A 25,553-nucleotide genomic window follows, 5' to 3' on the forward strand; every position below is an offset into this window, starting at 1 on the left:
GCCGCGATAACGTCAAGGCGAGAGCGTCGGGAGACAGCGACATCGAAGGATCCTTCTTTGGCGAGACGAATCCTTCATTCCAACTGATTCTCGGCCTCTCGCCTAATCACTGTCGTGTAGTGTGCCGACGGTTGCAACGTCGTGCTTAACTCCTTCAGCGACACGGCTGAGGACCACGCCTTCGCGACCGGAATCGAGAAAGAGTTCGGCGTCAAGGCGATCTATGTGCAGGCCGACATGGCGAAACCCAACCAATGCCGGGCGCTGGTCGCCAAAGCCGCCGAGGTCTTCGGCACGGTCGACATGCTGGTCAACAATGCCGGCGTCCAGCATGTCGCGCCGGTCGAGGAGTTCCCGATCGCCAAATGGGACCAGATCATCGCCATCAACCTGTCGTCGGCCTTCCATACCTCCGCGGCAGCCATTCCGATCATGAAGAAGGCAGGCGGCGGCCGCATCGTCAACATCGCCTCCGCCCACGGCCTCGTCGCCTCGCCGTTCAAGTCGGCGTATGTCTCGGCCAAGCACGGCATCATGGGCCTGACCAAGACGATCGCGCTGGAAGTCGCCCGCGATGGCATCACCTGCAACGCCATCTGCCCCGGCTATGTGCTGACCCCGCTGGTCGAGGCGCAGATCCCCGACCAGATGAAGGCGCACAACATGGACCGCGAGACTGTCATCCGCGAGGTCATGCTCGACAAGCAGCCGACCAAGGAATTCGTCACCGTCGAACAGATCGCCGCCACCGCCGCGTTCCTGTGCTCGCCCGAGGCCGCGCAGATCAACGGGACGCATGTTTCGGTCGACGGCGGTTGGACGGCGGCATGATTTTTTCGCCCGTTGGAACAGGCAACCCTGCCATCTTGCCGTTCTCTCAACCGACCGGCTGCAAGGTCCGTTCGACGATCTTGACCAGTCCGCGCACCGCCTTGCGCTGCTGGGCGGGGTCGGTCAGGCGCGATTTCATGCCCTCGATGCCGTCGAGCAGGAACTGCGCCAGCATTTCTGGCGAAAGCTCGCCGGCGGCGAGGTCGACGCCGCTACGCTGCGCCTCAACCGTGATGGCGTCGCGCATGATGCCGCCGAGGTCGCGCTTCCACGAGAGCAGGAGATCGGCGGCAAGTTTGCTCTTGGCGTCAAGGATGTCGGCGCCGTGCGGCGAGGCCGCTATCTCGGAAAAGATCGAGATCATGCAGGAATCGATCGCCGCGTTCATCCGCTCCGAAAACGTTCCCTCCGTGGCCAGCGCGGCGCGCGCCTTGCCGAAGGATTCGTCGACCAGGCTGGCGGCAATGGCGCGGTAGATGTCCGCCTTGTTGCGAAACAGCAGGTAGAGCGCAGGGCGCGACATCTCGGCCGCCTTGGCGATGTCGTCCATGGTGACGCGCGAATAGCCGTAGGCGAGGAAAACCTTCATCGCCGCCCGCAGTATGCGGGAACGCTTGCCGTCCTCCGCCGTTGCATCGGGCGGGGTCGGATTTTCGGCTTGGCGAAGGCTACTTGACATTTTGACGGATTTTGTCAGATTGTTACAACAAGTCAAGTCCGCCTTCCTACCCGCTGGCAGAAGGATTGCCAATCCATGCGCCTGATCGTCGATGGAAAACCCACGGAAATCAACGCCGATCCGGAAATGCCGCTGCTGTGGGCGCTGCGCGACATCGCCGGCAAGACCGGCCCGAAATTCGGCTGCGGAATCGCCATGTGCGGCGCCTGCACGGTGCATGTCGGCGGGTCGCCGGTGCGCTCCTGCTCGCTGCCGCTCGGGCAGGTCGACGGCGAGGTGCTGACCATCGAGGGCTTGGCGCGGGAAGGCAAGCTGCATCCGGTGCAGCAGGCCTGGCTGGAGGAGCAGGTGGCGCAATGCGGCTACTGCCAGGCCGGCCAGATCATGAGCGCCGTCGCCCTGCTCGACCAGGTCGCCGACCCGACCGACGAGGACATAGACGCGGCGATGAGCGGCAACCTCTGCCGCTGCGGCACCTATCCGAAGATCCGTACCGCCATCAAGAAGGCGGCAGCACTCAAGACGGCGGGGATCTGACCATGGCCAGCCTCGGAAAAATCACCCGCCGCGCCTTCCTGTTCGGCGCCGCCGCCGTCGCCGGCGGGGCGGTCTTCGGCTACTGGTATGTCAGCACCCCCTATGAAAATCCGCTGGAAGGCGACCTTGCCGAGGGCGAGGCCACCTTCAACCCCTACGTCAAGATCGCCGGCGACAACACGATCACCGTGATCGCGCCGCGCGCCGAGATGGGTCAGGGCATCTCGACGACGCTCGCCGCGCTGGTGGCGGAGGAACTCGACGTGCCGCTGGAAGGCCTGAAGGTCGAGCACGGTCCCGCCTCCTGGGCCTACTACAATTCGGCGATGATCGAGGAGGGCGGGCCTTTTGCCTTCTACGACGAGAGCGTGACCGCCGAGGTCATGCGCTCCGTCATGGGCGGCGTCGCCAAGGTCTTCGGCCTGCAAGGCACCGGCGGTTCCGCCTCGACCCGCGACGGTTTCATAAAATTGCGGCAGGCGGGCGCCGCCGCCCGACTGATGCTGGTCGAGGCGGCCGCCGCGCGACTGAAGGTGCCGGCCGGCGAGCTGAAGACAGCCGCCGGCAGCGTCGTGCACGAGGCATCGGGCCGCTCGCTGACCTATGGCGAGGTGGCTCTGGACGCGGCGAAGCTTTCGCCGCCCGCCGATCCGCCGCTCAAGGAAAAGTCGGCATGGACACTGCTCGGCAAGCCGCAGAAGCGTGTCGACATGCTGGCCAAGGTCACGGGCGCACCGGTCTTCGGCATGGACGTCATGCTACCGGACATGTTGTTCGGCACGGTAATACTCAGTCCGCGTTTCTGGGCGGCGCCAATCAAGGCCGATCTATCCAAGGCCGAGAAGATGCCCGGCGTGATAAGGATCGTGCCGCTCGCCACGAACTACGGGCACGGTTTTGGCGTCATCGCCGAAAACACCTGGGCGGCTTTCAGGGCCGCCGAGGCCATCGAGGCCGAGTGGGACGCGCCCGAATATCCGCCGGACAGCGCAGGGATTGCCAAGGTGCTGACCGACGGCCTTGCCTCGCCGGACGGCTCGGCGATGCGCGACGACGGCGATGTCGATATCGCCTTCGCCGACGCGCCGCGCGAAAGAATCGTCGAGGCGGACTATTTCGTGCCCTATCTCGCCCATGCCGCCATGGAGCCGATGAACGCCACGGCGCGGTTCAGCGACGGCGTGCTCGACCTGTGGGCCGGCAACCAGGCGCCGACCATCACCCGCAGTCTCTGCGCCACGGCGCTCGGCATCGACCAGCACAAGGTCAATGTGCACACGCCATCGCTCGGTGGCGGTTTCGGCCGGCGCGTCGAGGTCGACTTTTCGCTCTGCGCCGCGCTGATGGCGAGGGAGACTGGTGGCCGTCCGGTCAAGGTCGTGTGGACGCGCGAGCAGGACATGCGCCACGACGCTTACCGGCCGGCCGCGGCGGGACGATTCCAGGCGCGGCTCGGCGACGACGGCGCGCCCGTCGCACTCGACATGAAGATCTCCTCGCCCTCGGTCATGGCCAGCACCTTGCGGCGGCTGTTCCCGTCCATGTCGCCGCTCGGGCCGGACAGGACCATCGTCGACGGCGCCTACAACCAGCCCTACACGATCCCGGATTATCGGGTGACCGGCATTGCCGCCCCTGTCACGGTGCCGGTCGGCTCCTGGCGCTCTGTCGGCAGTTCGATCAACGGCTTTTTCCATGAAGGTTTTCTGGACGAGATCGCGGTCGCCGGCAAAACCGATCCGGTCGCGCTGCGCAAGCGGCTGATGGCCGGCTATCCCGCCGCCGTGAAAGTCGTCGAGAAGGTTGCGGCGATGGCCAAGTGGGGTGAGCGCCTGCCGGCCGGCAAAGCGAAGGGTATCGCCTTCACCCTGTCTTTCGGCAGTTGGGTCGGCGAGGTCGTGCAGGTCGCCCAAATGCCTGCCGGCATCCGCATCGAAAAAGTCTGGATTGCCGCCGATGTCGGCACCGCACTCGATCCCGGCATCATCGAGGCGCAACTGATATCCGGCGCGATCTACGGCCTGTCGGCGGCGATGGGCCAGGAGATCACCTTTGCCGACGGCGCGGTCGAGCAATCGAATTTCCATGATTTCGACGCCATGCGCATCGGCCAGTGCCCCGTATTTGAAGTCGCGATCCTGGAGAATTTTCACAAGATGGGCGGCGTCGGCGAAATCGGCACGCCGCCGGCCGCCCCGGCGCTGGCCAACGCGGTGTTCGCGCTCACCGGAAAGCGCCTCCGTTCCCTGCCGCTCGGCAAGGAGGTGACGTTCGCCTGAGAGCCTGTCTCGAAACACGTGAGGGCGGGCTGCAAATGCGGATTTCGGGGTCGCGAAGCGACGAGCGCAGCGTACGTGCAGGTACGTGAGCACCGGAAGCGCAGAAAATCGCATTTGCAGCCCGCCCTCACGTGTTTCGAGACGGGCTCTGAGCTATGCGACAATATTGCTGACGCCTGCTGCCATTATGCAACCTTGCCGCGAAAGCAGGCTTTCTCGGCACCTCGAGGCCGCAAGGCTCAATTCCGCCGGTTTGTTTTGATCGGTTGATAAAAAATTCTCACTTTTGGGTGAGAACCAGATGTTGTACGTGTCCGGCGGCTTCCCGGTGGCTTGTCGACCGGGCGTGCAAGTGCGGCTGTGCGTACCCATATGCGGTGCTGCAAAGGTCCGGTTCGTTCGGCAAACGGAAGCGATCATGGCTAAGTTCAGGTTCCACAAGCTTGCCGCTGTCATTGTGCTCGTCGGATTCGCGGCATGGATGGGTACAGGCAAGTTCTCGTCGGTCGGCAGCGCGGCACAGGACGCCGAGGCGGCGAAAGCCGCTGAGCAAGCCGACAAGCCGGCCGCGCCGCTGCGCACTGTCGCTGTGCTTGCCCCGCCTCGCGTCCAGCATGCGCGCGCCATCCGCATTTCCGGCAGGACCGACGCCGAAAAGCGCGTCACGCTCGCCACCCGCGTCATGGGTGTCATCGAGCGCCTGCCGATCAAGCAGGGCCAGCGCGTCGAGCGCGGCGACCTGATCCTGCGGCTGGAAGCTTCGGACAAGGAGGCCCAGATCCGCATGGCCGAAAGCACTGTCACGCAGCGCCAGGCGGAATTCGACGCCTCCGAGAAACTGGCGAAGGGCGGCAGTGCGCCGAAGCTCCAGGTCGACCAGGCGCGCGCCGCGCTCGCCACGGCCCAGGCGCAGTTGGAAAGCGCCAAGGCGGAGCTTGCCCAGCATGAGATCTACGCCCCCTTCAACGGCGTCATCGACCGCCTGCCCGTGCAGCGCGGCAGCGCCATTCTGGCGGGCTCGGAGGTGGCGACGCTGATCAATCTCGACCCGCTGCTCGCCATCGGCGAGGTCAGCGAGCGCGACCTGAAATACATACGGCTCGGCGGCAAGGCGGACATTCGGCTGGTCGATGGAACGAGCGTCGAGGGCACGCTGCGCTACATCAGCCGCGATGCCACGTCCGCCACCCGCACCTTCCGCATCGAGGTGGCGATCCCCAACGAGGACAAGAGCCTGCCCGCCGGCATGACCGCCGAGATCGTATTGCGCGCAGAGCCGACGGACGCGGTGGTGCTGCCGCGCTCGGTTGTGACGCTCTCCGACGCCGGCGACATCGGCATCCGCGCCGTCGATGCGCAAGACAAGGTAGTGTTCTTCCCGATCGACATCGTCGACGACACGCCCAAGGGGCTGGTTCTCGGCGGCATTCCCGCCGAGGCCCGGGTCATCGTCGCCGGCCAGGACCTCGTCGCCGAGGGCGTCCAGGTCAAGGCCGTTCCGGCCGACGAAGCGACGATCAAGAAGCTGGTCGGCGACGCCGCCGGCACCAATTAACGTCAACGAGGCGAAAGACGAGAAGCTATGGACATCGTCGGCCTTGCCATACGCAACGCGCGCCTGACTCTATCGGTTCTCATCTTCCTGGTGATCGCCGGCGCCTTGGCCTATCGGGCGGTGCCGAAGGAGGCCGAGCCGGACGTCGCCATCCCGATCATGTATGTCAGCCTGGTCTACCAGGGCATCTCGCCGGAGGACGCCGAGCGCCTGCTGCTGCGGCCGGTTGAGTCGCAACTGAAGAGCCTCAAGGGGCTCAAGGAGATGAAATCCAACGCCTTCCAGGGCGGCGCCAACGTCATCGTCGAGTTCGATCCTTCGGTCGACCTCGGCGACGCCCTCATCGACACCCGCAACAAGGTGCAGGACGCCAAGCGCGACCTGCCGGCGGGCGTCGAGGAGCCGACCGTCAACGAGGTCAACCTCTCCGAATTCCCCGTGGTGTTCGTCACGCTGTCCGGCGACATCCCCGAACGCTTGCTGACCGCGGCGGCAAAAACCTTGCGCGACCGCATCGAGGAAGTGCCGGGCGTTCTGGAAGGCGAAATCCAGGGTTCGCGCGACGAGCTCGTCGAAGCCATCATCGACCCGGTGCGCCTCTCCTCCTACGGGTTGCAGCTCGACCAGTTGATCCAGGGCATGGGCGCCTCCAACAGCCTCGTCGCCGCCGGCGCGATCGAGGGCTCGGAGGGCAAATACGCCGTCAAGGTGCCGGCGCTGATCGAGACGCCGGAGGATGTCGCCAACCTACCGGTCGTCGCCGGCCAGGACGCCGTGGTGCGGGTGCGCGACCTCGCCACCGTGCGCTCCACCTTCGAGGATGCCGAGACCATCGCCCGCATCGACGGCAAGAGCGCCATCACCATCGCGGTGAAGAAGCGCATCGGCGCCAATGTGGTCGAGACCATCGAGGGCTCGAAGAAGGTCGCCGAGGAATTCGCCGCCCAGAGCAAGCAGACGCTGCCCGACCTCAAGGTGACCTACACCCAGGACAAGTCGATCTTCGTCAACCAGTTGCTCAACGACCTGCAGAACCATGTGCTGATCGCGGTCATCCTGGTCTTCATTGTCATCCTCTACGCGCTCTCCGGCCGCGCCTCGATGCTGATCGGGCTTGCCATCCCGTCATCGTTCCTCATGGGCATCCTGCTGCTCGCGCTGATGGGCTACACGATCAACATGATCGTGCTGTTCAGCCTGATCCTGGCGGTCGGCATGCTCGTCGACGACGCCATCATCGTCACTGAATATGCCGAGCGCCGCATGTCGGAGGGCATGCCGAAGGCGCAGGCCTTCGAGGAGGCGGCCAAGCGCATGGCCGGTCCGGTGATCGCCGCGACGCTGACCCGCATCGCCGCCTTCTCGCCGCTGCTGTTTTGGCCGGGCATCGTCGGCGACTTCATGAAATACCTGCCGATCACGCTGATCGTCACGCTGGCCGCGTCGATGGCCTATGCGCTGCTCTTCGCGCCGGCGATCGGCGCCATCATCGGCAAGGCGCCGCTGCATGGCGAACACGAAAACCGCGACGGCGCCTACATGGCGGTGGTCAGGACCGCCGTGCGCTGGCCGATCACCGCGCTCGTCCTGACCGTCCTGCTGCTCGGCGGCGGCATGTTCGCCTATGTCAAATACGGCAACGGCGTCGAGTTCTTCCCGCAGGTGGAGCCCGACTACGGCCTGCTCTACGTGCATGCGCGCGGCAACCTCTCGCTCGAGGAGATGGACGCGGCGACCCGCGTCGCCGAGGAGCGCATGCTCGGCTGGCCGGGCATCAAGTCGGTGCTCACCAAGGTCGGCAAGACCCGCGGCGGCGAGGACATTCCCGAGGACGTGGTCGGCGTCATCAACTACGAGTTCATCGACTGGCGCGAGCGCAAGTCGGCGCACCATATCCTCGACGAACTGCGCGTCGCCATGGCCGGCATTCCCGGCGTCGATGTCGAGGTGCGCGTGCCGGACGCCGGTCCGCCGACCGGCAAGGCGATCCAGGTGCAGCTCTCGGCGACCGACCCGACCGGCTTGAACGACTACGCCAAACAGGTCGCCGCAGCGGTCGCGAATGTGCCCGGCGTCATCGACCTGTCCGACGGCCTGCCGCCGCCCGGCGTCGACTGGGCGCTTGAGATCGACCGCGCCAAGGCGGCGCAGTACGGCGTCTCGCCGGTGGCGGTCGGCACGGTGGTACAGCTTGTCACCACCGGCCTGAAGCTGACCGACTACCGGCCGCCGGGCGCCGACGACGCCGTCGATATAAGGCTGCGCCTGCCCGAGGACCGCCGCACATTGTCGGCGCTCGACGACCTGCGCATCGAGACGGCGCAAGGCTCCGTGCCGATCTCCAACTTCGTCACCCGCAAGCCCGAACCCACCGTCGGCGTGCTCAACCGCATCGATGGCAAGCGCACCATCACCATCCAGGCCAATGTGGCCACGGGTTTCCAGGTAGCGGAAGTGCAGGCCGCCGTCAGCAAGGTGGTCGGCGACATGGCTCAACCTGGCATCGACTGGAAACTGGCCGGCTCCAACGAGGACAGCGCCGAGGCCGGCGCGTTCCTCATTAATGCCTTCGGCGCGGCGATGTTCTTGATCTTCATCGTGCTGCTCGCGCAGTTCAACAAGTTCACCAGTGTCGTGCTGGTGCTGACCTGCGTGGTGATGGCGATCGTCGGAGCCCTGCTCGGCATGCTCTTGACCGGCCAGACTTTTGTCATCGTCATGTCCGGCATCGGCTTCATCGCGCTCGCCGGCGTCGTGGTCAACAACAACATCGTGCTCATCGACACCTACGACCGGCTGCGCGAGGAAGGCTGGGAGAAGGAAGAAGCGGTTCTCCAGACCTGCCGCGAACGCGCGCGCCCCGTCGTTCTCACGGCGGCTTCGGCCATTCTCGGCGTGCTGCCGATAGCTTTCGGCCTCGGGCTGGAAATCTTCCACCAGGAGACGACGATCAACGCGCCGTCGACGCAATGGTGGATCGCGCTGTCGTCGGCAATCGTCTTCGGCCTGTCCTTCGCCACCGTGCTGACGCTGATCGTGACACCGTCCATGCTGATGGTGTTCACCCGCAGCAAGAACAGCAAGGTCTATGCGTTCTTGCGCAGCCTGAAGCCTATCACCACCACCAAGGAGCGAAATGCGGCGGCAGCGGCAAAGTCGGTCGAAGCTCCCGAGCCGTTTCGCAAGGCAGCCGAATAGCCTTGTCGACAAGCCCGCCGGCGTCGCCCTCCAGGGCAGCGCCGGCTTTCGAGGCCGATCCCGTCAAGCCAATTCGCATCCGATCTGTCCGGTCGCCGGCCAAGGCATTGGCCCAGCGCGACAAAATCGGCTTCTCGACGGTTCTCGCCGGCGCCTTGTGACGATATGAAGTCACGGTAAAGCAGGGCGGCCGCGAAGGAGGAAGGCGCCGGTGACCGACCGCATATCGCCCCTGGCTCCCATGGGGCATCCCGTCTTCCGGGCGATATGGTTCGCCAGCCTTGCGTCCAATCTCGGCGGCCTGATCCAGTCCGTCGGCGCCGCCTGGCTGATGACCTCCATCTCCACCTCCGACGACATGGTGGCGCTGGTGCAGGCGTCGACCACGCTGCCGATCATGATCTTCTCGCTGGCCGCCGGCGCCATCGCCGACAATTTCGACCGGCGCAGGGTCATGCTGGCCGCCCAGCTTCTGATGTTGGCGGTGTCGATCCTGCTCGCGGTCTTCGCCTATCTGGACATGCTCAATCCGTGGCTTCTGCTGGTCTTCACCTTCCTGATCGGCTGCGGCACCGCGCTCAACAACCCGTCCTGGCAGGCCTCGGTCGGCGACATGGTGCCGCGTTCGCTGCTCTCCTCCGCGGTCATTCTGAACAGCGTCAACTTCAACCTGACCCGCAGCGTCGGGCCGGCGATCGGCGGCATCATCGTCGCAACAGCCGGGGCGGCCGCCGCCTTCGCCGTCAACGTGCTGAGCTATCTGCCGCTGATCTTCGTCATCGCCCGCTGGAAGCGCGACGTCGTTCCCAACAGCCTGCCGCCGGAGACGATCGGCCCGGCGATGACGGCCGGGCTGCGCTACGTCGCCATGTCTCCGCACATCGAAAAAGTGATGCTGCGCGGTTTCGTCTTTGGCTTCAGCGCCATCGTGGCGCTGGCGATGCTGCCGCTGGTGGCGCGCGACCTGCCGGGCGGCGGGCCGCTGCTCTACGGCCTGCTGCTCGGCTGCTACGGTATCGGCGCCATCGGCGGCGCGTTCCTCGGCGGCCGCATGCGCGAAAACTGGTCGAACGAGGCGATAGCCCGCGCCGCCTTCATCGCCTTCGCCGCCTGCGCCACCATCATCGCGCTCAGCCCGACCGCCTGGATCACCGGCATCGGCGTCGCCATCGGCGGCGCGAGCTGGGTGTTTGCGTTGTCGATGTTCAACGTCACGGTGCAGTTGTCGACACCGCGCTGGGTGCTCGGCCGGGCGCTTTCGCTTTACCAGACCGCGACTTTTGGGGGCATGGCGCTGGGCGCCTGGGTCTGGGGACTGGTGGCGGAGGAACGGGGCACCGATGTCGCCCTGCTCGCAGCCGCCGCATTGATGCTGGTCGGCGCGGCGATCGGCCTGAAGCTGGCGCTGCCGGAAAAGACCTCCGACAATCTCGACCCGCTGAACCGCTGGCAGACACCGAACGTCGCGCTCGACCTGCGCGGCCGCAGCGGCCCTGTGGCGATCCTGATCGAATACGTCATCCGCGAGCAGGATACGCGCGCCTTCCTGGAGGCCATGCACGAGCGCGAACGTATCCGCCGCCGCGACGGCGCGCGGCAATGGGAATTGCTGCGCGACACCCAAAAACCCGATCAGTGGATCGAATCCTACCACGTTCCGACCTGGCACGACTATCTGCGCCACAACCAGCGCCGCACCCAGGCCGACGCCGGCGTCGACGACCGCATCCGCGCGCTGCACAGCGGCGCGGAGCCGCCGAAGGTGCATCGCATGGTCGTGCGCCCCACCGACTGGACAGAGCCCGGCCTGCAGATCAAGCCGCCGGTGGATATAGGATAGGGATGCCATTCACGGATTCTAGCGTCGATCTGCTCAGCGCCGATACCGGCTTGTCGAATGTTATTCCGCCCTTGGACCGGCTGATCTTGGCATGATCTTTTGTTCGCCGAGAGCCGTTCTGCACCGGCTTTGGTTCCTTCGCTTCCGAGGCATGGATTCCCGACACTCTCCGCTTCGCTTCGCTCGCTCACGAGGTCGGGAATGACGACAATCACCGGCCGCTTCAGCTAGTCATGAACGTTGGAGATTAGCCGAGGCAGACCATAACTGTCGTCATTCCCGACCTCGTGAGCGAGCGAAGCGAAGCGGAGAGTGTCGGGAATCCATGCCTCGGAAGCGAAGGAACCAAAGCCGATGCAAATATCCTGTTTCGGCAAAAACCGCTTTGTAGATGCGTATTTTCTTAACACAACCGGCAAGGTCGAAGGACGTCCAAACCGTCGATGAAGCGGTGCCCTGCCTCGTGAGAGTCCGCGGCGACCAGACGACATCCACGGACACTACCGCTTGTCCGCGAGCCGTTTCCGCGCCTCCTGGCGAAGCGTATCGAAATCGAGAGACTTGGCCGTGCCGCTCGCCTTACCCTCGTCCCACATTTCCGGCAGGCGGCGAACGTCTTCCAGCCGCAGGTCGCGTTTGGCTTGCCAATCCCTGACGGCCTCGCGCACCGCCTCGCTTGTGGTGGCGTATTCGCCGGAGTCGACGGCTGCCTTCAACGCGGACACTTGCTGGGTCGTGAGCGCGACGCTCATCTTTTCAACGTTCGGCATGATTTTGCTCTCGCGAAAGGTAGCAAATCTTACTACCTTTTCGCGCGGACGCAAACCGCGCCCCAGTTCCGGACGGCAGAGCATTGCCGCCGACCGCGATGGCGCGCGCCGTACCACAGTTCCGTCCTACGGGGACGATTTTCATCCCTTCTGCAAGAAATTATGTTTTCCAACAACTCCGCGCAGTCGGAAACGTCAACCGTTTCCATCACTTAGGTTGCCTCACCGCATTGCATGACAATTCGACCGGACAATTTTTTTGCCGGTTTCATCCCCGCCAGCTCGTGCTGCCCCATAATCCTCGCCATCGCTCTCGCGGGAAACCTGGTGCGCACCGGGTATCAGGGGAGAGCGACGGCGCCGGGGTGGCCGCGTAACGGTGCGCGGCTTGGCAAGAGCCTTGAGACCCGGGCCCCAGACCGCGACGACACGCTCCGGAACGAGTGAGCGGTATCAGCGGTCGGGCAAGAACGCCGGCGGGGCGCAAGGTTCGCGCCACGTTTTTTAACTTTGAGAGGCTCGGCCCTGCGCCCCGCTTCCCACCTCCCGAAAGGGAGATTTTCCACTCAATGGCCAGGGCGGATTTCCGCAGCGTGGCGACCAGGAAGGCTGCGTGCAGTCCGGCACCCAAGCGATCGGAGATCGAAAGCGGTCAAGGACTTGTGCGGCGGCATTTGCGATCGGACCTTGGACGCGTCGAATGCACGTCCGCGTCGAGCGGCATGGTCACCATTGACAAGCATTGCAGCATCCTCCACCTCATGGGCGGATTTCACCGACGACGAGGCCAGCCGGCCATGACCGGATACCAATCCTCTCCCTTGCCGCGGAGGCATTCCGTCGGCGTGAATGTCGGCGGCGTCATGGTGGGCGGCGACGCGCCGGTGGTCGTGCAGTCGATGACCAACACCGACACGGCCGATGTCGACGGCACGGTGGCGCAGGTCGCGGCACTCGCCAAGGCCGGGTCGGAGATCGTGCGCATCACCGTCGACCGCGACGAGAGCGCCGCGGCCGTCCCCGGCATCCGCGAGCGGCTCGACCGCCTTGGCATCAACGTGCCGCTGGTCGGCGATTTCCATTATATCGGCCACAGGCTGCTGGCCGACCACCCCGCCTGCGCCGAGGCGCTGGCGAAGTACCGCATCAATCCCGGCAATGTCGGCTTCAAGGACAAGAAGGACAAGCAGTTCGCTGCCATCGTCGAGATGGCGATCCGCTACGACAAGCCGGTGCGCATCGGTGTCAACTGGGGTTCGCTCGACCAGGAGCTGCTGACCGCCCTGATGGACGAGAACCAGAGACAAGGTGCGCCGCTGACCGCCGACGAAGTGACTCGCGAGGCCATCGTGCGCTCGGCGCTGCTGTCCGCCGAGGCCGCCGAGGAAATCGGCCTCCCGCGTGAAAAAATCATCCTGTCGGCAAAGGTCAGCCGCGTGCAGGATCTGGTCGCCGTCTATACCGAGCTTGCCGGCCGATCCGACCATGCCCTGCATCTCGGCCTGACCGAGGCCGGCATGGGGTCGAAAGGCATCGTCGCTTCGTCGGCCGCGATGGGCATTCTTTTGCAGCAGGGCATCGGCGACACCATCCGCATCTCGCTGACGCCCGAACCCAACGGCGACCGCACCCGCGAGGTGCAGGTCGCGCAGGAGCTGCTGCAGACCATGGGTTTCCGCCAGTTCGTGCCGGTTGTCGCCGCCTGCCCCGGCTGCGGCCGCACCACCTCGACGGTGTTCCAGGAACTCGCGCAGAACATCCAGGCGGATTTGCGCAAGAACATGCCGGTGTGGCGCGACAAGTATCCGGGCGTGGAGGAACTGAAGGTCGCCGTGATGGGCTGCATCGTCAACGGCCCCGGCGAATCCAAACACGCCGACATCGGCATCTCGCTGCCCGGCACCGGAGAGACGCCGTCGGCCCCGGTCTTCATCGACGGCCGCAAGGCGGCGACCTTGCGCGGCCCCGACATCGCCAGCGAATTCGAAAAGATGGTCGCCGACTATATCGAGGCGCGCTTCGGCCAGTCCGGCAGAGAAGCGGCGGAGTGAGATGTGCCGAGGCGGGCGGTCCATGACGGGCTGTCGCTTCTACGGTCATTCCTTATGAGGCGCTGGCGGCATTCGCCGCTCGCGCTGTTGTTGGGCCTCTTCCTGAGCAGCGAGACGGCACTCGCCGACCCGCCGAAATCCCGCATCATGACGACGGCGCGCATCTGCGACCTGATCGACATCCATGCCCGCGCCAACCGCCTGCCGCGCGATTTCTTCGCACGGCTGATCTGGAAGGAGAGCCGCTTCGATCCCGACGCCGTCAGCCCCGCCGGCGCGGAAGGCATCGCGCAGTTCATGCCGGGGACCGCGAAGATGCGCGGACTGAAAGACTCCTTCGACGTCACCCAGGCGCTTCCCGCCTCGGCAAAATACCTCGCGGAGTTGAAAACCGGCTTCGGCAATCTCGGCCTCGCCGCGGCCGCCTACAATGCCGGCGAGACGCGGGTGACGCGCTGGCTGGCATCCGGCGGTTTTCTGCCGCTGGAGACCGACGAATACGTGCTCGACATCATGGGGGAGCCTGCCGACAATTTTTCCGAGCGCGCCTATCTCGGCACCATACGCCCGCTCGATGCGAAGCGGCCGTTCCACCAAGCCTGCCGCGACATGCGGAAAATCTATGCCCAGACCGTCGCCATGGCGACGATTGCGACAAAACCCTGGGGCGTCCAGGTCGCCGGCAATTTCCGCCGCGCCGCCGCGATCAGGCAATGGCAGCGTGTCGCTGGCCGTTTCGGCAAGATCCTGAAAAATCCCGATCCGGTGGTCAGCCGCGTGCGCACGCCGCGCGGCCGGCGCGGCATCTATGCCGTGCGCATCGGCGCCGATGATCGGGCCATGGCGAACAAGATTTGCGCCACTTTGCGCTCGGCCGGCGGCTCCTGCATCGTGATGCGCAACCGATGATCGCGGAGATGTCTTCTCGACGATGCTCAGGTGGGGGCGTGGCGATCCCCGTCCCTGATCTTGAGAAAATAGTCGTCCAGCCCGATCTGGCCGCCCTTCAAGGCGATCTCCAGCCCGTCGATCCGCGACGACTCGGCATGCGCGACGCAGAGCGGCGAACCGGGCGTCTGCGGCAGCGGCATGCGAACGGTGAGTGCGTCGACCCCAAGTTGGCGCAGCGCGTGGCTCGACGTGTCGCCGCCGGCAATCACCGCACGCCGCAGATTGGCGCCCACGACCAGCCGTTTCAGTATGTCGCCCAGTCCGCAGCCGAGCCGATGCCGCGCGCCCACATCCTGGTCGATCTCGGCGCCCCGGTCGCCATCGGGCCCCAGCGCGGTATGCAGCACGACGCTGCGCCCGGCGCCAAGCGCGTCCATGCCGGCGCGGACAGCGTTTTCGATTGTGCCGAGTGCATCGTCGCCACTGAGGTGGATCGGGTCCACGGCAACCGTCTCGAAACCGGCGTTGCGCGCAAATCTGATCTGGGCCTCGGTCGTGGGCGAGACGCTTCCAGAAACCACGGCAAGTTGGTCGACGCTGGCCAGCGGGGGAAATTCGGTCGGGCCGGCGGCGAGACCTTCTTTCTCCCACTCAGGAAGCAGCGCATATTCGACGCCCGACGATCCCATGACAAACGCGCCGTGTTCGCGGGCGCGACGCCACAATTCACGGCCGGCCAGTTCCTGCGTCTCGGTATCGGCGACGTCCAGCAGAACCATCTCGGCCTCGCCGGCCGCGGCATCGACCCTGGCGGACACGTCCGGCGCCCGCAGCGCGGCCAGATCGATCAGGGCCGAACGCAGACTCGTTTGATGCGAAAGATGCGCCAGAAGGTCAGCCTCATACATTGGCGTGACCGGATGCCGGCTCATCACCGGATGCCGGTCTATCCTGTAGACCGTACCGCGATAGGCGGCGAACAGATTTCCGAAGGCGGTGTAGCGCTTGAGCTGCGGCGCTCCGACGACCAGAGGAACCGTTCGTTGTGCAAAAACACGCCGGCCGATCTCCACGGCGCGTCCGATGCTGCCGACGCCCGGGCCGGAATCGAAGGTCGAGCAGACCTTGTAGTGGCAGACGGCGGCCCCGAGCGATCGCAGCCATTTGAATGCCGGCGCGAGGTTCTCTTCCATCCACTCCGGCGTCTCGCTGCGGCTTGTTCCGGCAAGGCCTATCGCCCTGCGGTCGGCAAACCGCGCCAGCAACGGCGCATTGGGAACGCGCAGGAACAGCACTGTCGGCACGCCGCCCAGCGACAGGGCTTCCATCACATCGGTCGAGCCGGTGAGGTCGTCGCCGTAATAGCTGATCAGCGGTGGTCGCATGCGCGGTCAGGCCTTGCCGGCGGCGCGGCGGTCGATGGCCTCCACATTGCCGGCCGAGGGTTGCTTGGAACCAAGCGGCTTTCCGGCACTGCCTGTCGCGATGGCGATCGTCATGTCATGCCCTCTTGTGGGACCTGCCGGTCATGCAGCGTTCGGGTTGGCGCCGAATTTCAGCAGCGACTGCTGGAGTTCGGGATGGGTGCGGGCATAGGTCTGGAGATCGATGCCCTTGACGGTCGCCTGCCACGCCTGCTGCACCGCTCGGACGCCGGCGGCGGGTCCGCCAGGATGGCTGACGATACCGCCGCCGCACAGATACATCAGATCCTGGGTCTGACCCGTGCGCCTGTAGGTTTCGGGCGCTTGCCCGCCCCACTGGCCGGAGCATACAACCGGGAGGGACCGGTCGCGCGGCTCGAAGATCGACGTCGTCACGGCTTCGAACGAAGCGACAAACGAATCATCGGGCTCCCAGTATTTGGCGCCTATGCCGTTGATCTGGAATTGGTCGACGCCGAGCAGCCGCCAGAACTGCTGCCAGACTTTGAAATCCATGCCCAGTCCGGGATGGCGGGTCAGGATATCCCAGCCGTTGCGGTGCGCATGGATGACCAGGCTGGAACGCTTGCGCAGAAACGACATGCCGCCCATGCCGATCGAGGCGATGTTGACGACGGCGGCATTGCCACCTGCCTTCAATACGATGTCGTGGTTGCGCATCATCTCGTCGGGATCGGCGTGCGATATGCCGAACGCGTACATGACTTTCTTGCCGGTCTTCTGCTCGCGATCCAGGATCAGCGGCATGATCGCCTTCACCCGCTGGGCAAAGGGCGAATAGGACGGGCTCATCAGCTTCTCGTCATCCTTGATGAAGTCGACGCCGGCATCGATCAGTTCCGCCACCATTTCGGCGGTCTCGTGCGGTCTCAGGCCAAGCGCCGGCTTGACGATGCTGCCGATGATTGGGCGCCCGTCGACGCCGGTCAGCGCCCGGCTCCCCTCGATACCGAATTGGGGGCCGGGATGGACGCCGCGAAAGGCTTCCGGCAGCTTCATGTCGACGACGCGAATACCGGTCAGTTCCTTGATCGAAAAGGTGCCTCCGATCGCGATGGTCATCAGCGCCGACAAATCGGTGCCAACCGCGTCGACTGGAAAACCGATATCGGCTTCGGCGCGATTGAAGCGAAAGCCTTCGGCGCCCGGCAGCGAGGGCCTGTCGAATGGTTCAAGGGGCCGTATGGACAGTACCCGGGCGGCGACCCGCGCCTTCAGTTCAGGGGTCTCGCCGGGCAGGTCGACGAACGTGCCGGTCGACTGATCGCTAGCGATCTTGGTCGCGAGGGCTTCGGTGCTGCCCGGAGTCTCGATTCTGTAGGTGAGGACGATCATCTCTCGCCGGCGGGTCCTTCCCCTCTCTGCCGAACTGGTATAATGAGCATGCCTGTAACGCAAGGGGAATCGGCGACTTCAACGAATCCTGTTAATCAGGAATGGACAACTGGTACTCAGGCGCATCGTGCGCGAGGATGATGCCGATGGAGCATTCTGAACCGATCGTCAGGCGAAAGCTGTCCCACGAAGTCTTTGTCCGCCTGAAGCGCCTGATTACCAGCGGAGACCTCCGGCCCGGCGACGAGATGCCGTCCGAGAGGGAACTCATGGAGCGGTTCGGGGTAGGCCGCCCGGCCATCCGCGAGGCGATGCAGGCGCTGGCGAATATGGGCCTGGTGGCGATCTCCCACGGCGAGCGTGCCAGGGTCCTGCAATTGACGGCTCAATCGATCCTCCGCCAGGTGGACGGGGCCGCGAAGATCATGCTCTCCTCGTCGAAGGACTCGCTCGAGCATCTGAAGACGGCGCGTATCTTCTTCGAACGCGGCATGGTCCGCGAGGCCGCCGAAAAGGCCACCGACGCCGACGTAGAGACCCTGCGCACCATCCTTGCCCGGCAACGCGCTCTACTGGGCGATGCGGACGGCTTCATCCAGGCCGACATGGATTTCCACATCAGCATCGCCAGGGTGTCCGGCAATCCGATCTATTCCGCTGTCAGCGAAGCGATGCTCGGCTGGCTGAAGGAATACCATACCGACATGCTCATCTGGACCGGCAAGGAGAAGTACACCCTGGCCGAGCACGAGAAGATCATCGAGCGGATCGCCGCGCATGACAGGGCCGGCGCCGAACGCGAGATGGTCGATCATCTGGAGCGTTCCCGCGCCCTCTATGTGGTAAGCGCGAGTTAAGGAACGTTCGGACAAAGCTCGCGGTGTCAGTCTGTTCGGGCGACCGCGTAAGGCGCCAGCGGCAGCGTGCCACCTGCCACCTTTTCCGTGCGCCAGCCTGTGCTCGCCGCAACGGACTCTGCATCGAGAATTTCGACGGATTGGCCGGCCCCGGCGACGCTCGAGACGTCCACCACCTGCGCCAGTGGCGTGAGGTTAGCCATGAGCACGACGGTTCCGCCGGAGGCCGATTTCACCGCGACCGCCGCAAGCCGGCGTTCGTCCGTCGCCACGGCGATTGACGTCAGGCCAGCCCGAGCCGCCAGCGCCCCGACAATATGGGCGAGCGGCCGCAAACCCTGACCGGTCACCGATTCGCCAGCGCCGGCGACGAGCCCGAACGGCCCGGTGAGCGAACTCAGCACAAGCTGCTCCAACCCCGCGGCGGCCACGCGCGCCATGTAACCCACCGCCCAGGCGGCCCCGAACAAGCCGCTATGCCGGGGGTCGCGATCCGCCATGGCGATGCGGATATTGTCAGGATTGTCCTTGGTCCGGCTGCCATAAGGGTTCTGCCGCATCGCGATCGTCGAAGGGCCGATGCGGTAGGGTTTGTCGCCATAGATGGCGCGTGTCGAGGCGGTGATGAAGGGTAGCGCCTCCAGCGATTCCATCACCGACAGATCGTCGGCCGTATGGACGATCGGATTGGTGCAATGAGTAATGAAATCGAGCCGCCCGGCGGGCACGCGCTTGCGGTTGAGTTCGGTGAAGTAACTCAGCATCCCGCCGCCGAGCCGCACGCCGGGAAAAGCCTTGCGCGCCGCCGCGTAGACCTCCTCCAGGGGAGGACAGTCCGGCCATTTGCTGCCGGGCGGCGTCGATTGCCGGTCCACCGCGGGCGACACCACGACCGCCGCGAGCTTGAGACCGGCAGCCGCGACCATGGCCGAGATGTCTACAAGCTCGACGGCGGGCGCATGTCGGCAAGGCAGGACGATCTCAAGCGTGGCGGGCACCGGATAGGCGTCAACCAGCGACGCGAAGGCGCGCATATCGTCGATGCCATGACCGGCGATCGGATCGAAATGCAGCAAAAGCGATTGGGGTCCGAGCCGCTTCAGCCGATCGATGTTGCGGCTGGTTTCCGCGACATCGGACGGATAGACGACAATGCCTACCTCCGGCAGTCTGGGGCCTTCGCTTCCAAGCGCCAGCGGGATCGGGGCGTCGTTCGCCTTGCGCTTCACCGCTGCATCCGGCGCGCCCAGGAATCGCAGCGTGATCGTCTGCCGGTTCTCCCGGCCGTCGGGCATGACATAGGGCCAAGGCAGTTCGAGCGGCCGTACATAGGTCTTGTACGAGGCGTCGGACCAGTTGCGCTGGTCCTCCATCTCGAAACTGTCGCCCTCCATCCGGCATTCAGCACGAAGGCCGGGCATCACCTGGTGGGTGATCGCCCGCATCGACTTGAACGGCTGCCAGGGGTCGATCAGATAGGGAAGCTTCGTCTCGACCGTGCCGCCGTCGATGTGCTCTATAGTCACGGGCTCACCGGCAAGGCCGACGATGGGATGCAGGATGCAGAACCCGCACCGGTTCGTCTCGAAGTCGCCGTCGGGCAGTGCCGTCACGTCGAAGACAAGGCTTTTGGCCGATGCCGTGATCGACGCCCGGAAACCGAGCACCGAGCCGTTCGGCGCGACGCATCGCGCATCATAGGAAACGGCAAAGGTGCCGCCTTCGTGTTCGACGCGTAGGTTCGACACTACGGGTGCATAGGTGCCCCAGTCCTGGTCGCGCACTATGAAGGCGATCGCGCGCAAAACCTCGATGCTGTCATAGCGGATGGAGCGCAAATTGCCGCCGGTGAAATCGGCCGTCAGCAGACCGGCGGACAGACGGACCGGGGTTTCTTCGACCTGGTGAGTGCCTGTCAGGATGAAGGTGTCGGTCATCGAAGCAGATCCGCGAGTTCCACGGGTTGGCGATGTCTGGCGCTAGCATAGGCGGCTTCGACCAGCGCGAAAGTCTTCAGATTGTCGGCGCCGGAGGTGGAGGTTTCACGGCCTGCCTTCAGGCAGTCGACCCAATGCTGCTGAATGGCGGCGACGCTCTCCTGGATATTGTGCCAGGGCCGCGACGCCCAAGGCAATACCGGCGGCGCGACATCCTGCTCGTGCGTCCCCTCCTTGCCCGTGACAGTCAGCCGATAACCCTGCCCCAGCCGCAACGTGCCGTCGCTGCCGTCGATCTCGACGAACGTCTCGGGAAAAGGCTCCACCGGGAGCCTTGTCGCATAGCTGCAGTCGACGACGGAGGTCACGCCGCCCAAATGGTCGAGCAGGATCGTCGCGACGTCTTCGCCCCTGATCCTCGGATTCACACGTTTCGTCCGTGCCGTCAGCGTGGTGGCATCGCCGAACAGGAAGCGGGCAATGTCGAGGATGTGAATACCGAGATCCTCGATGATGAAACGCTCGCCCTCGGCAAGATAGGGCTGGCCGGAAAACACGTCATAGGCCGAGCGAAACGAGATGCGGCCGAAGAAGGGGGTTCCGATCTCGCCCGAGTCCAGGATCGCCTTCACTGTCTGGATTGGCGATTGCCAGCGGAAATTCTCGTGCACCATCAGCGGCACACCCGCATTCCCGCAGGCGGCGACCATGGCTTTCGCATCTTCCAGCGAAGGCGCGAACGGCTTTTGACAGATGGTCGGCAGTCGGTGGGAGGATGCAAGTTCGACGAGCGCGCGATGGCTGCCGACCGTCGTGGCGATGTCGACGAAGTCGAGTGCCTCCTTCGCCATCATCTCCGCCGCATCGGCGTAGCGCCGCTCGATGCCGAACTGGTCGCCGACTATTTTGAGCCGTTCCGGATCGCGGTCGCAGATCGCGACGATTTTCGCGCCTTTCGCGTCGCGCCAGCCGTGCATCTGGTTGACCGCGAAAAACCCGCAGCCGATCAGGCCTCCCCGCAGGTCCGCCACGGCGTCAGCCCGCCTTGGCCATCTGCATCAGCGTCACGCGCTGCTGCAGCTTGCGTTGCGCCTGGTCGACGACGACGGCCACGATGATCACAAGGCCCTTGATTACCATCTGCCAGAACGAGGAGACGCCCATCATCACCAGGCCATCCGACAGGATGCCGATGACGAAGGCGCCGACGATGGTGCCGCCGATGGCGCCGCGTCCGCCCGACATCGACGTGCCGCCAAGCACGGCGGCGGCGATGGCATTGAGCTCGAAAGTCTCGCCGGTCGCCGGATGCGAGGCCATCAGCTCGGACGAGATGATCAGCCCGACGATGCCCGCGCAGAAGCCGGAGAACATGTAGACGAACATTTTTACCATATTGACGCGCACGCCGGAGATGCGCGCCGCGCGCTCGTTGCCGCCGACCGCGAAGATGTGGCGGCCGAGCGGCGTGTATTTGGCGAGATAGGCAGCGCCCAGCGCCACGACGATCAGCAGCCACACCGACACCGGCAGGCCAAGGATGCGGCCCGCGCCGAGATAGCCGTAGCCCGTATTGCCGAGGTCGGGATTGCCGACGAGGTTCGGGAAGGTACGGCCGTCCGAGGACAGCAGCGCCGCGCCGCGGGCGACATAGAGCGTGCCGAGCGTGGCGATGAAAGGCGCTACGTTGAGTTTGGTTATCAGCAGCCCGTTGATCGCGCCGATGAGGATGCCGACGAGCAGCGTGATCAGGATGATCTCGGGCACGTTGAAATAGACGGTGTAGCCGATCTGCAAATCGATGCCGTTCAGCACGAGATAGCCTGCGACCATCGCGCAAAGCCCGACGATCGAGCCGACCGACAGGTCGATGCCGCCGGTGATGATGACGAAGGTCATGCCCATGGCGAGGAAGGCGTTCAGCGCCACGTGCTTCGACATCAGGATCAGGTTCGCCGTTGACAGAAAACTCGGAACGGCGAGCGAGAAGAACACGATCACGGCGATCAGTGCGATGAAGGTGCGCGCCTTCATCAGCGTCAGCAGGATCGAGCCGCTGCCAGGCGCACCGGCCCCCGCGCGAGCTGCTGCGTCAGACATGGGCTTCCCTCCCTGCTTTCCCGGCCGGCCCATGGCCCATCGCCGATGCGGACACGATCGCCGCCTCCGTCGCCTCCGCGCGCTCGAACATGCCGGTCAGCTTTCCGTTGCTCATCACCGCGATGCGATCCGACAACGCCATCACCTCGTCGAGGTCGGAGGTGGCAAACAGGATGCCAAGCCCCTCGCGCGACAGTTTTCGCATCGTGCGGAACACGTCCGCCTTGGCGCCGACATCGATGCCACGGCTCGGTTCGTCCATCAGCAGCACCTTCGGCCCGGTGAGCAGAGCCTTGCCGATCACCACCTTCTGCTGGTTGCCTCCGGACAGCGACGATACTTCGTTGTCGGGATTGGCGACCTTGATCGAAAGCTCGCGCACCATGCCCAGTACCGCGTCGCGTTCGGCCTTGCCGTCGATGTGGAAGAGCCGCGCGAACTTCTTCAGGCTGGACATGGTGAGATTGCTCGCCACCGACAGGATGGTCACAAGGCCCTCGCGCTGGCGGTCTTCCGGGATCAGCGCCAGGCCGCGCCGGATGCGCCCCGTGGTGTCACGCTCGTGCACTTGCTTGCCGTCGAGATAGATCTTGCCGGTGGCGTGGCCATGCCGGCCCATGATGCAATCGAATAGTTCGCTGCGCCCCGCGCCCATGAGCCCGTAGATGCCAAGAATCTCGCCGGCGCGCAGCGTCAGCGAGACATGGTCGACGGCGAGCCCTCCGGTCGCGCGCGGCAGGCAGATCTCCTCGGCCCGAAAGACCTCCGCGCCCGGTTCATGACCGTCCGGCTTGGCGAAATCCTTCGCGTCCGAGCCGATCATCTGGCGCACTATCCATTGCGTGTCGACGTTTCTCACCTCCTCCTGGCCAGTGATGCGGCCGTCTCGCAGCACGGTGATGTAGTCACCGATGCGGATGAGTTCCTCCAGGCGGTGCGAGATGTAGACGATGGCTACTCCCTGGGCCTTCAGATCGGCGATCACCTTGAACAGGATTTCGACTTCGGCCGCGGAAAGCGCCGAGGTGGGCTCGTCCATGATCAGCACCCTGGCGTCCAACGACACCGCCTTGGCGATCTCGACCAGTTGCTGCTGGCCGATCATCAGGTCTTCGACCATCATGTCCGGCCGGATGCCTGCCTGAAGGCGATCGAGGAAGGCGCCGGCCCGGCGCTGCTGTTCGGCATGATCGATCTTGCCGAACCGGGTAATCTCCCGCGTCGCGAAGATGTTCTCGGCGACCGACATGTTGCCGAACAGGTTGAGTTCCTGGAACACCATGCCGATGCCCTTGGCGACGGCATCGCCAGACGAGCTGAAGGCGACTTCCTCACCGTCGAGCAGGATGCGCCCGCTGGTCGGCTTCTCGACGCCGGCGCACATCTTCATCATGGTCGATTTGCCCGCGCCGTTCTCGCCGACAAGCACGTTGACCGCGCCGCGCCGCACGTCGAAGGTCGCATGCTTCACCGCGACGGTGCCCGCATAGACCTTTGAAACATCCTCCAGCCTGAGAATGACGTCACTCGAAATATTGCTCATCGAGCGGGACCGATTTCTGCTTCGGCCGGGACCATCAGCGGCAGGGCGGTTCCGCTTGCCGGCACATAGGCGCCAAGAAGCTTGACGGCGTTTCCATCCAAAGCCTCGCGCGGCAATTTCGACAACACGGTCCTGTCGGCAAAGGTGTTGAACGCCTTGCCGAATTCCGCATAGTCGATCTGGTTGACGAACTCATTGAAGTTCACGAAGTCGAGCACATCCCGCAATGCCGTTCCGCGCATGGCCGGACCGATCTGGGCTCGCATATCCGCCTTGCCGTCGCCATTCACGTCGACGTCGATGGAGCCCGCCCGCGACGTCGTGTTGGAGGCGACGATCTTGCCCTCGACGCGCACGGCATAGGTCCACGGCGAGTTCGCCTGTTTCTTCGGGTTGCCGTATTTCTCGCCGGCGGCCTTGGCGTCGCTTTTCGCGAGCGCGTCCACTTCGGCGAACGGACCCGCCTTCTGTTGCAGATAGGGGATCACCTTCGACGCCCAGATATCCTCGACCATCTTGCCGGGATTGAAGGCACCGGCCTTGGCCGCGGCGGCGTCCTCTTCCGTCGGCGTCGGCAATATCTTGCAGCCGGCCAGGGAAAGCACGAGCGCCGCAAGGATCGGCCTGCTGAATCGCTTGGACATCGCCTCGGTCTTCTAGTGCAATTGTACGCGAGGGACGGGCAACGCACGCGCCCCTCGCTCCGGATTATGGCCTGCCTGGGCGCGCCGGGCGCCGGCTCTGGTCCGCCGACCTAGTTCGAGAGAGCGAACGTCTCCAGCTTAGGCGCGTTTTCCGCCGTGATCAGCACGCAGTCCATCAACTGCTTCTCTTCGGCGGGGCCCTTGCCGGTCTTGATCCAGGCGTCGGCCTGCTCGACGGCCATCTGCGCCTGCGCATAGGCCGGCTGCAGCACGGTGGCCTTGATGCCGCCCGCCTTGATCGAGTCGCGCACGTCGTTGGAGCCGTCGAACCCGACGACGATCACGTCCTTGCGGCCGGCCGCTTCAAGTGCGGCCCAGGCGCCCATCGCCATGGTGTCGTTGCCGGAGATGACGCCCTTGATGTCGGGATTGGCCTGAAGGATCGACTCCATCTTGGAGAAGGCTTCCGTCTGGCTCCAATTGGCCGACTGCTGCGCCACCATCTTCAGGTCCGGATATTCGTCGATGACGTCGTGATAACCCTTCGAGCGAATGCCTGCATTGGTGTCGGACTCCTTGCCGACCAGTTCGACATAATTGCCCTTCTCGCCCATCAGCTTGACGAACTCCTCGGCGCCGAGCTGGGCGCCCTGATAGTTGTTCGACACGATCTGCGCGGCGGCGACGCCGGAGGCGTTAATCTCGCGGTCGATCAGGAATGACGGGATGCCGGCGTCCTTGGCCTTCTGCACGGCGGCGACGGTGGCGTCGGCGCCGGCATTGTCGAGGATGATCGCCTTGGCGCCGCGGCCGATCGCGCTGTCGACCAATTCGGACTGCTTGTTGGCGTCGTCGTCATGCACCAGGACCAGCGTCTCGTAGCCGAGCTCTTTGGCCTTGGCGGCGGCGCCATCGGCCTCGGCCTTGAAGAACGGGTTGTCGTGTGACGGGGTGATGATGGCGATGATGTCGGCCGCGTAGGCGGGCATCGCGGTGCCGATGGCCAACAGGCCGGCCATTGCGGCAAGAGTCATTCTGCGGGTGAATTTCATGGACAGTCC

At 64.8% G+C, this 25,553-nt stretch carries 18 protein-coding genes and 1 pseudogene; 9 read left to right on the forward strand and 10 right to left on the reverse strand.

Features of this window, described 5'->3' with window-relative positions; genetic code table 11:
* Positions 1-123: 123 nt before the first annotated feature.
* Positions 124-831: pseudogene (locus RB623_RS07760) on the forward strand (3-hydroxybutyrate dehydrogenase); the annotation flags it as partial.
* Between the two features lie 46 nt (positions 832-877).
* Here the strand turns inward: RB623_RS07760 and RB623_RS07765 are convergent.
* On the reverse strand, positions 878-1,510 hold the full coding sequence (locus RB623_RS07765) for a helix-turn-helix domain-containing protein (protein WP_308056208.1): 633 nt from the start codon (positions 1,508-1,510) through the stop codon (positions 878-880).
* A 75-nt stretch (positions 1,511-1,585) separates the two neighbouring features.
* Here RB623_RS07765 and RB623_RS07770 point away from each other — a divergent pair, with 75 nt between their 5' ends.
* The 5 genes from RB623_RS07770 to RB623_RS07790 all read left to right on the forward strand — a co-directional run bounded on the left by RB623_RS07770 (position 1,586) and on the right by RB623_RS07790 (position 10,919).
* Positions 1,586-2,047 (forward strand): 2Fe-2S iron-sulfur cluster-binding protein, encoded by a 462-nt coding sequence (locus tag RB623_RS07770; RefSeq protein ID WP_308056209.1) that lies wholly within the window; start codon positions 1,586-1,588, stop codon positions 2,045-2,047.
* A 2-nt stretch (positions 2,048-2,049) separates the two neighbouring features.
* Complete coding sequence (locus RB623_RS07775; RefSeq protein ID WP_308056210.1) at positions 2,050-4,326, forward strand: xanthine dehydrogenase family protein molybdopterin-binding subunit; 2,277 nt, start codon at positions 2,050-2,052, stop codon at positions 4,324-4,326.
* Between the two features lie 418 nt (positions 4,327-4,744).
* A complete protein-coding gene (locus RB623_RS07780) occupies positions 4,745-5,881 on the forward strand; it encodes an efflux RND transporter periplasmic adaptor subunit (protein WP_308056211.1) in 1,137 nt (378 codons plus the stop codon).
* A gap of 27 nt (positions 5,882-5,908) precedes the next feature.
* A complete protein-coding gene (locus RB623_RS07785) occupies positions 5,909-9,079 on the forward strand; it encodes an efflux RND transporter permease subunit (RefSeq protein ID WP_308056212.1) in 3,171 nt (1,056 codons plus the stop codon).
* A 211-nt stretch (positions 9,080-9,290) separates the two neighbouring features.
* A complete protein-coding gene (locus RB623_RS07790; protein WP_374121654.1) occupies positions 9,291-10,919 on the forward strand; it encodes an MFS transporter in 1,629 nt (542 codons plus the stop codon).
* Positions 10,920-11,419: 500 nt separating this feature from the next.
* Here the strand turns inward: RB623_RS07790 and RB623_RS07795 are convergent, their stop codons facing one another.
* Positions 11,420-11,689, reverse strand: coding sequence for a type II toxin-antitoxin system ParD family antitoxin (locus RB623_RS07795; protein ID WP_308056213.1), 270 nt, complete (start codon positions 11,687-11,689; stop codon positions 11,420-11,422).
* Between the two features lie 797 nt (positions 11,690-12,486).
* Between RB623_RS07795 and ispG the strand changes: the two genes are divergently transcribed.
* Positions 12,487-13,740 carry a flavodoxin-dependent (E)-4-hydroxy-3-methylbut-2-enyl-diphosphate synthase gene (ispG, locus tag RB623_RS07800; protein WP_308056214.1) on the forward strand — a complete coding sequence of 418 codons (1,254 nt, stop codon included), beginning with the start codon at positions 12,487-12,489 and terminating at the stop codon, positions 13,738-13,740.
* A 54-nt stretch (positions 13,741-13,794) separates the two neighbouring features.
* Positions 13,795-14,649 carry a lytic transglycosylase domain-containing protein gene (locus RB623_RS07805; protein WP_308056215.1) on the forward strand — a complete coding sequence of 285 codons (855 nt, stop codon included), beginning with the start codon at positions 13,795-13,797 and terminating at the stop codon, positions 14,647-14,649.
* Positions 14,650-14,675: 26 nt separating this feature from the next.
* Here RB623_RS07805 and RB623_RS07810 read toward each other — a convergent pair whose 3' ends face one another.
* Positions 14,676-16,016 carry a four-carbon acid sugar kinase family protein gene (locus RB623_RS07810; protein ID WP_308056216.1) on the reverse strand — a complete coding sequence of 447 codons (1,341 nt, stop codon included), beginning with the start codon at positions 16,014-16,016 and terminating at the stop codon, positions 14,676-14,678.
* A 141-nt stretch (positions 16,017-16,157) separates the two neighbouring features.
* Positions 16,158-17,411: a 3-oxo-isoapionate-4-phosphate decarboxylase OiaX gene (gene oiaX, locus RB623_RS07815; RefSeq protein WP_308056217.1), complete on the reverse strand. Its 1,254-nt coding sequence runs from the start codon at positions 17,409-17,411 to the stop codon at positions 16,158-16,160.
* 146 nt (positions 17,412-17,557) lie between these two features.
* Between oiaX and RB623_RS07820 the strand changes: the two genes are divergently transcribed.
* Entirely contained in the window at positions 17,558-18,268 is a 711-nt protein-coding gene (locus RB623_RS07820; RefSeq protein WP_308056218.1) for a transcriptional regulator NanR, read from the forward strand.
* Between the two features lie 26 nt (positions 18,269-18,294).
* Here the strand turns inward: RB623_RS07820 and RB623_RS07825 are convergent, their stop codons facing one another.
* The 6 genes from RB623_RS07825 to RB623_RS07850 all read right to left on the reverse strand — a co-directional run bounded on the left by RB623_RS07825 (position 18,295) and on the right by RB623_RS07850 (position 25,544).
* A complete protein-coding gene (locus RB623_RS07825) occupies positions 18,295-20,205 on the reverse strand; it encodes a hypothetical protein (RefSeq protein WP_308056219.1) in 1,911 nt (636 codons plus the stop codon).
* Entirely contained in the window at positions 20,202-21,236 is a 1,035-nt protein-coding gene (locus tag RB623_RS07830; RefSeq protein WP_308056220.1) for a Gfo/Idh/MocA family oxidoreductase, read from the reverse strand. Before RB623_RS07830 ends, RB623_RS07825 begins: the two co-directional genes overlap by 4 nt.
* Positions 21,237-21,240: 4 nt before the next feature.
* Positions 21,241-22,305 (reverse strand): ABC transporter permease, encoded by a 1,065-nt coding sequence (locus tag RB623_RS07835; protein ID WP_308056221.1) that lies wholly within the window; start codon positions 22,303-22,305, stop codon positions 21,241-21,243.
* Entirely contained in the window at positions 22,298-23,848 is a 1,551-nt protein-coding gene (locus RB623_RS07840; RefSeq protein WP_308056222.1) for a sugar ABC transporter ATP-binding protein, read from the reverse strand. The genes RB623_RS07835 and RB623_RS07840 overlap by 8 nt, the downstream gene beginning before the upstream one ends.
* Positions 23,845-24,492, reverse strand: coding sequence for a DUF2291 family protein (locus tag RB623_RS07845; protein WP_308056223.1), 648 nt, complete (start codon positions 24,490-24,492; stop codon positions 23,845-23,847). The genes RB623_RS07840 and RB623_RS07845 overlap by 4 nt, the downstream gene beginning before the upstream one ends.
* Positions 24,493-24,602: 110 nt before the next feature.
* Positions 24,603-25,544 carry a D-ribose ABC transporter substrate-binding protein gene (locus tag RB623_RS07850; RefSeq protein ID WP_308056224.1) on the reverse strand — a complete coding sequence of 314 codons (942 nt, stop codon included), beginning with the start codon at positions 25,542-25,544 and terminating at the stop codon, positions 24,603-24,605.
* Positions 25,545-25,553 lie beyond the last annotated feature (9 nt).

The sequence above is a fragment of the Mesorhizobium sp. LHD-90 genome (genome assembly GCF_030929505.1).
Taxonomy (GTDB): domain Bacteria; phylum Pseudomonadota; class Alphaproteobacteria; order Rhizobiales; family Rhizobiaceae; genus Kumtagia.

Bases quoted from the DNA above. Each gene is read 5' to 3' on its own strand.
- RB623_RS07765 (WP_308056208.1), bottom strand. From the start codon at position 1,510: ATGTCAAGTAGCCTTCGCCAAGCCGAAAATCCGACCCCGCCCGATGCA.
- RB623_RS07770 (WP_308056209.1), top strand. From the start codon at position 1,586: ATGCGCCTGATCGTCGATGGAAAACCCACGGAAATCAACGCCGATCCG.
- RB623_RS07775 (WP_308056210.1), top strand. From the start codon at position 2,050: ATGGCCAGCCTCGGAAAAATCACCCGCCGCGCCTTCCTGTTCGGCGCC.
- RB623_RS07780 (WP_308056211.1), top strand. From the start codon at position 4,745: ATGGCTAAGTTCAGGTTCCACAAGCTTGCCGCTGTCATTGTGCTCGTC.
- RB623_RS07785 (WP_308056212.1), top strand. From the start codon at position 5,909: ATGGACATCGTCGGCCTTGCCATACGCAACGCGCGCCTGACTCTATCG.
- RB623_RS07795 (WP_308056213.1), bottom strand. From the start codon at position 11,689: ATGCCGAACGTTGAAAAGATGAGCGTCGCGCTCACGACCCAGCAAGTG.
- ispG (WP_308056214.1), top strand. From the start codon at position 12,487: ATGACCGGATACCAATCCTCTCCCTTGCCGCGGAGGCATTCCGTCGGC.
- RB623_RS07805 (WP_308056215.1), top strand. From the start codon at position 13,795: ATGAGGCGCTGGCGGCATTCGCCGCTCGCGCTGTTGTTGGGCCTCTTC.
- RB623_RS07810 (WP_308056216.1), bottom strand. From the start codon at position 16,016: ATGCGACCACCGCTGATCAGCTATTACGGCGACGACCTCACCGGCTCG.
- oiaX (WP_308056217.1), bottom strand. From the start codon at position 17,411: ATGATCGTCCTCACCTACAGAATCGAGACTCCGGGCAGCACCGAAGCC.
- RB623_RS07820 (WP_308056218.1), top strand. From the start codon at position 17,558: ATGGAGCATTCTGAACCGATCGTCAGGCGAAAGCTGTCCCACGAAGTC.
- RB623_RS07825 (WP_308056219.1), bottom strand. From the start codon at position 20,205: ATGACCGACACCTTCATCCTGACAGGCACTCACCAGGTCGAAGAAACC.
- RB623_RS07835 (WP_308056221.1), bottom strand. From the start codon at position 22,305: ATGTCTGACGCAGCAGCTCGCGCGGGGGCCGGTGCGCCTGGCAGCGGC.
- RB623_RS07840 (WP_308056222.1), bottom strand. From the start codon at position 23,848: ATGAGCAATATTTCGAGTGACGTCATTCTCAGGCTGGAGGATGTTTCA.
- RB623_RS07845 (WP_308056223.1), bottom strand. From the start codon at position 24,492: ATGTCCAAGCGATTCAGCAGGCCGATCCTTGCGGCGCTCGTGCTTTCC.
- RB623_RS07850 (WP_308056224.1), bottom strand. From the start codon at position 25,544: ATGAAATTCACCCGCAGAATGACTCTTGCCGCAATGGCCGGCCTGTTG.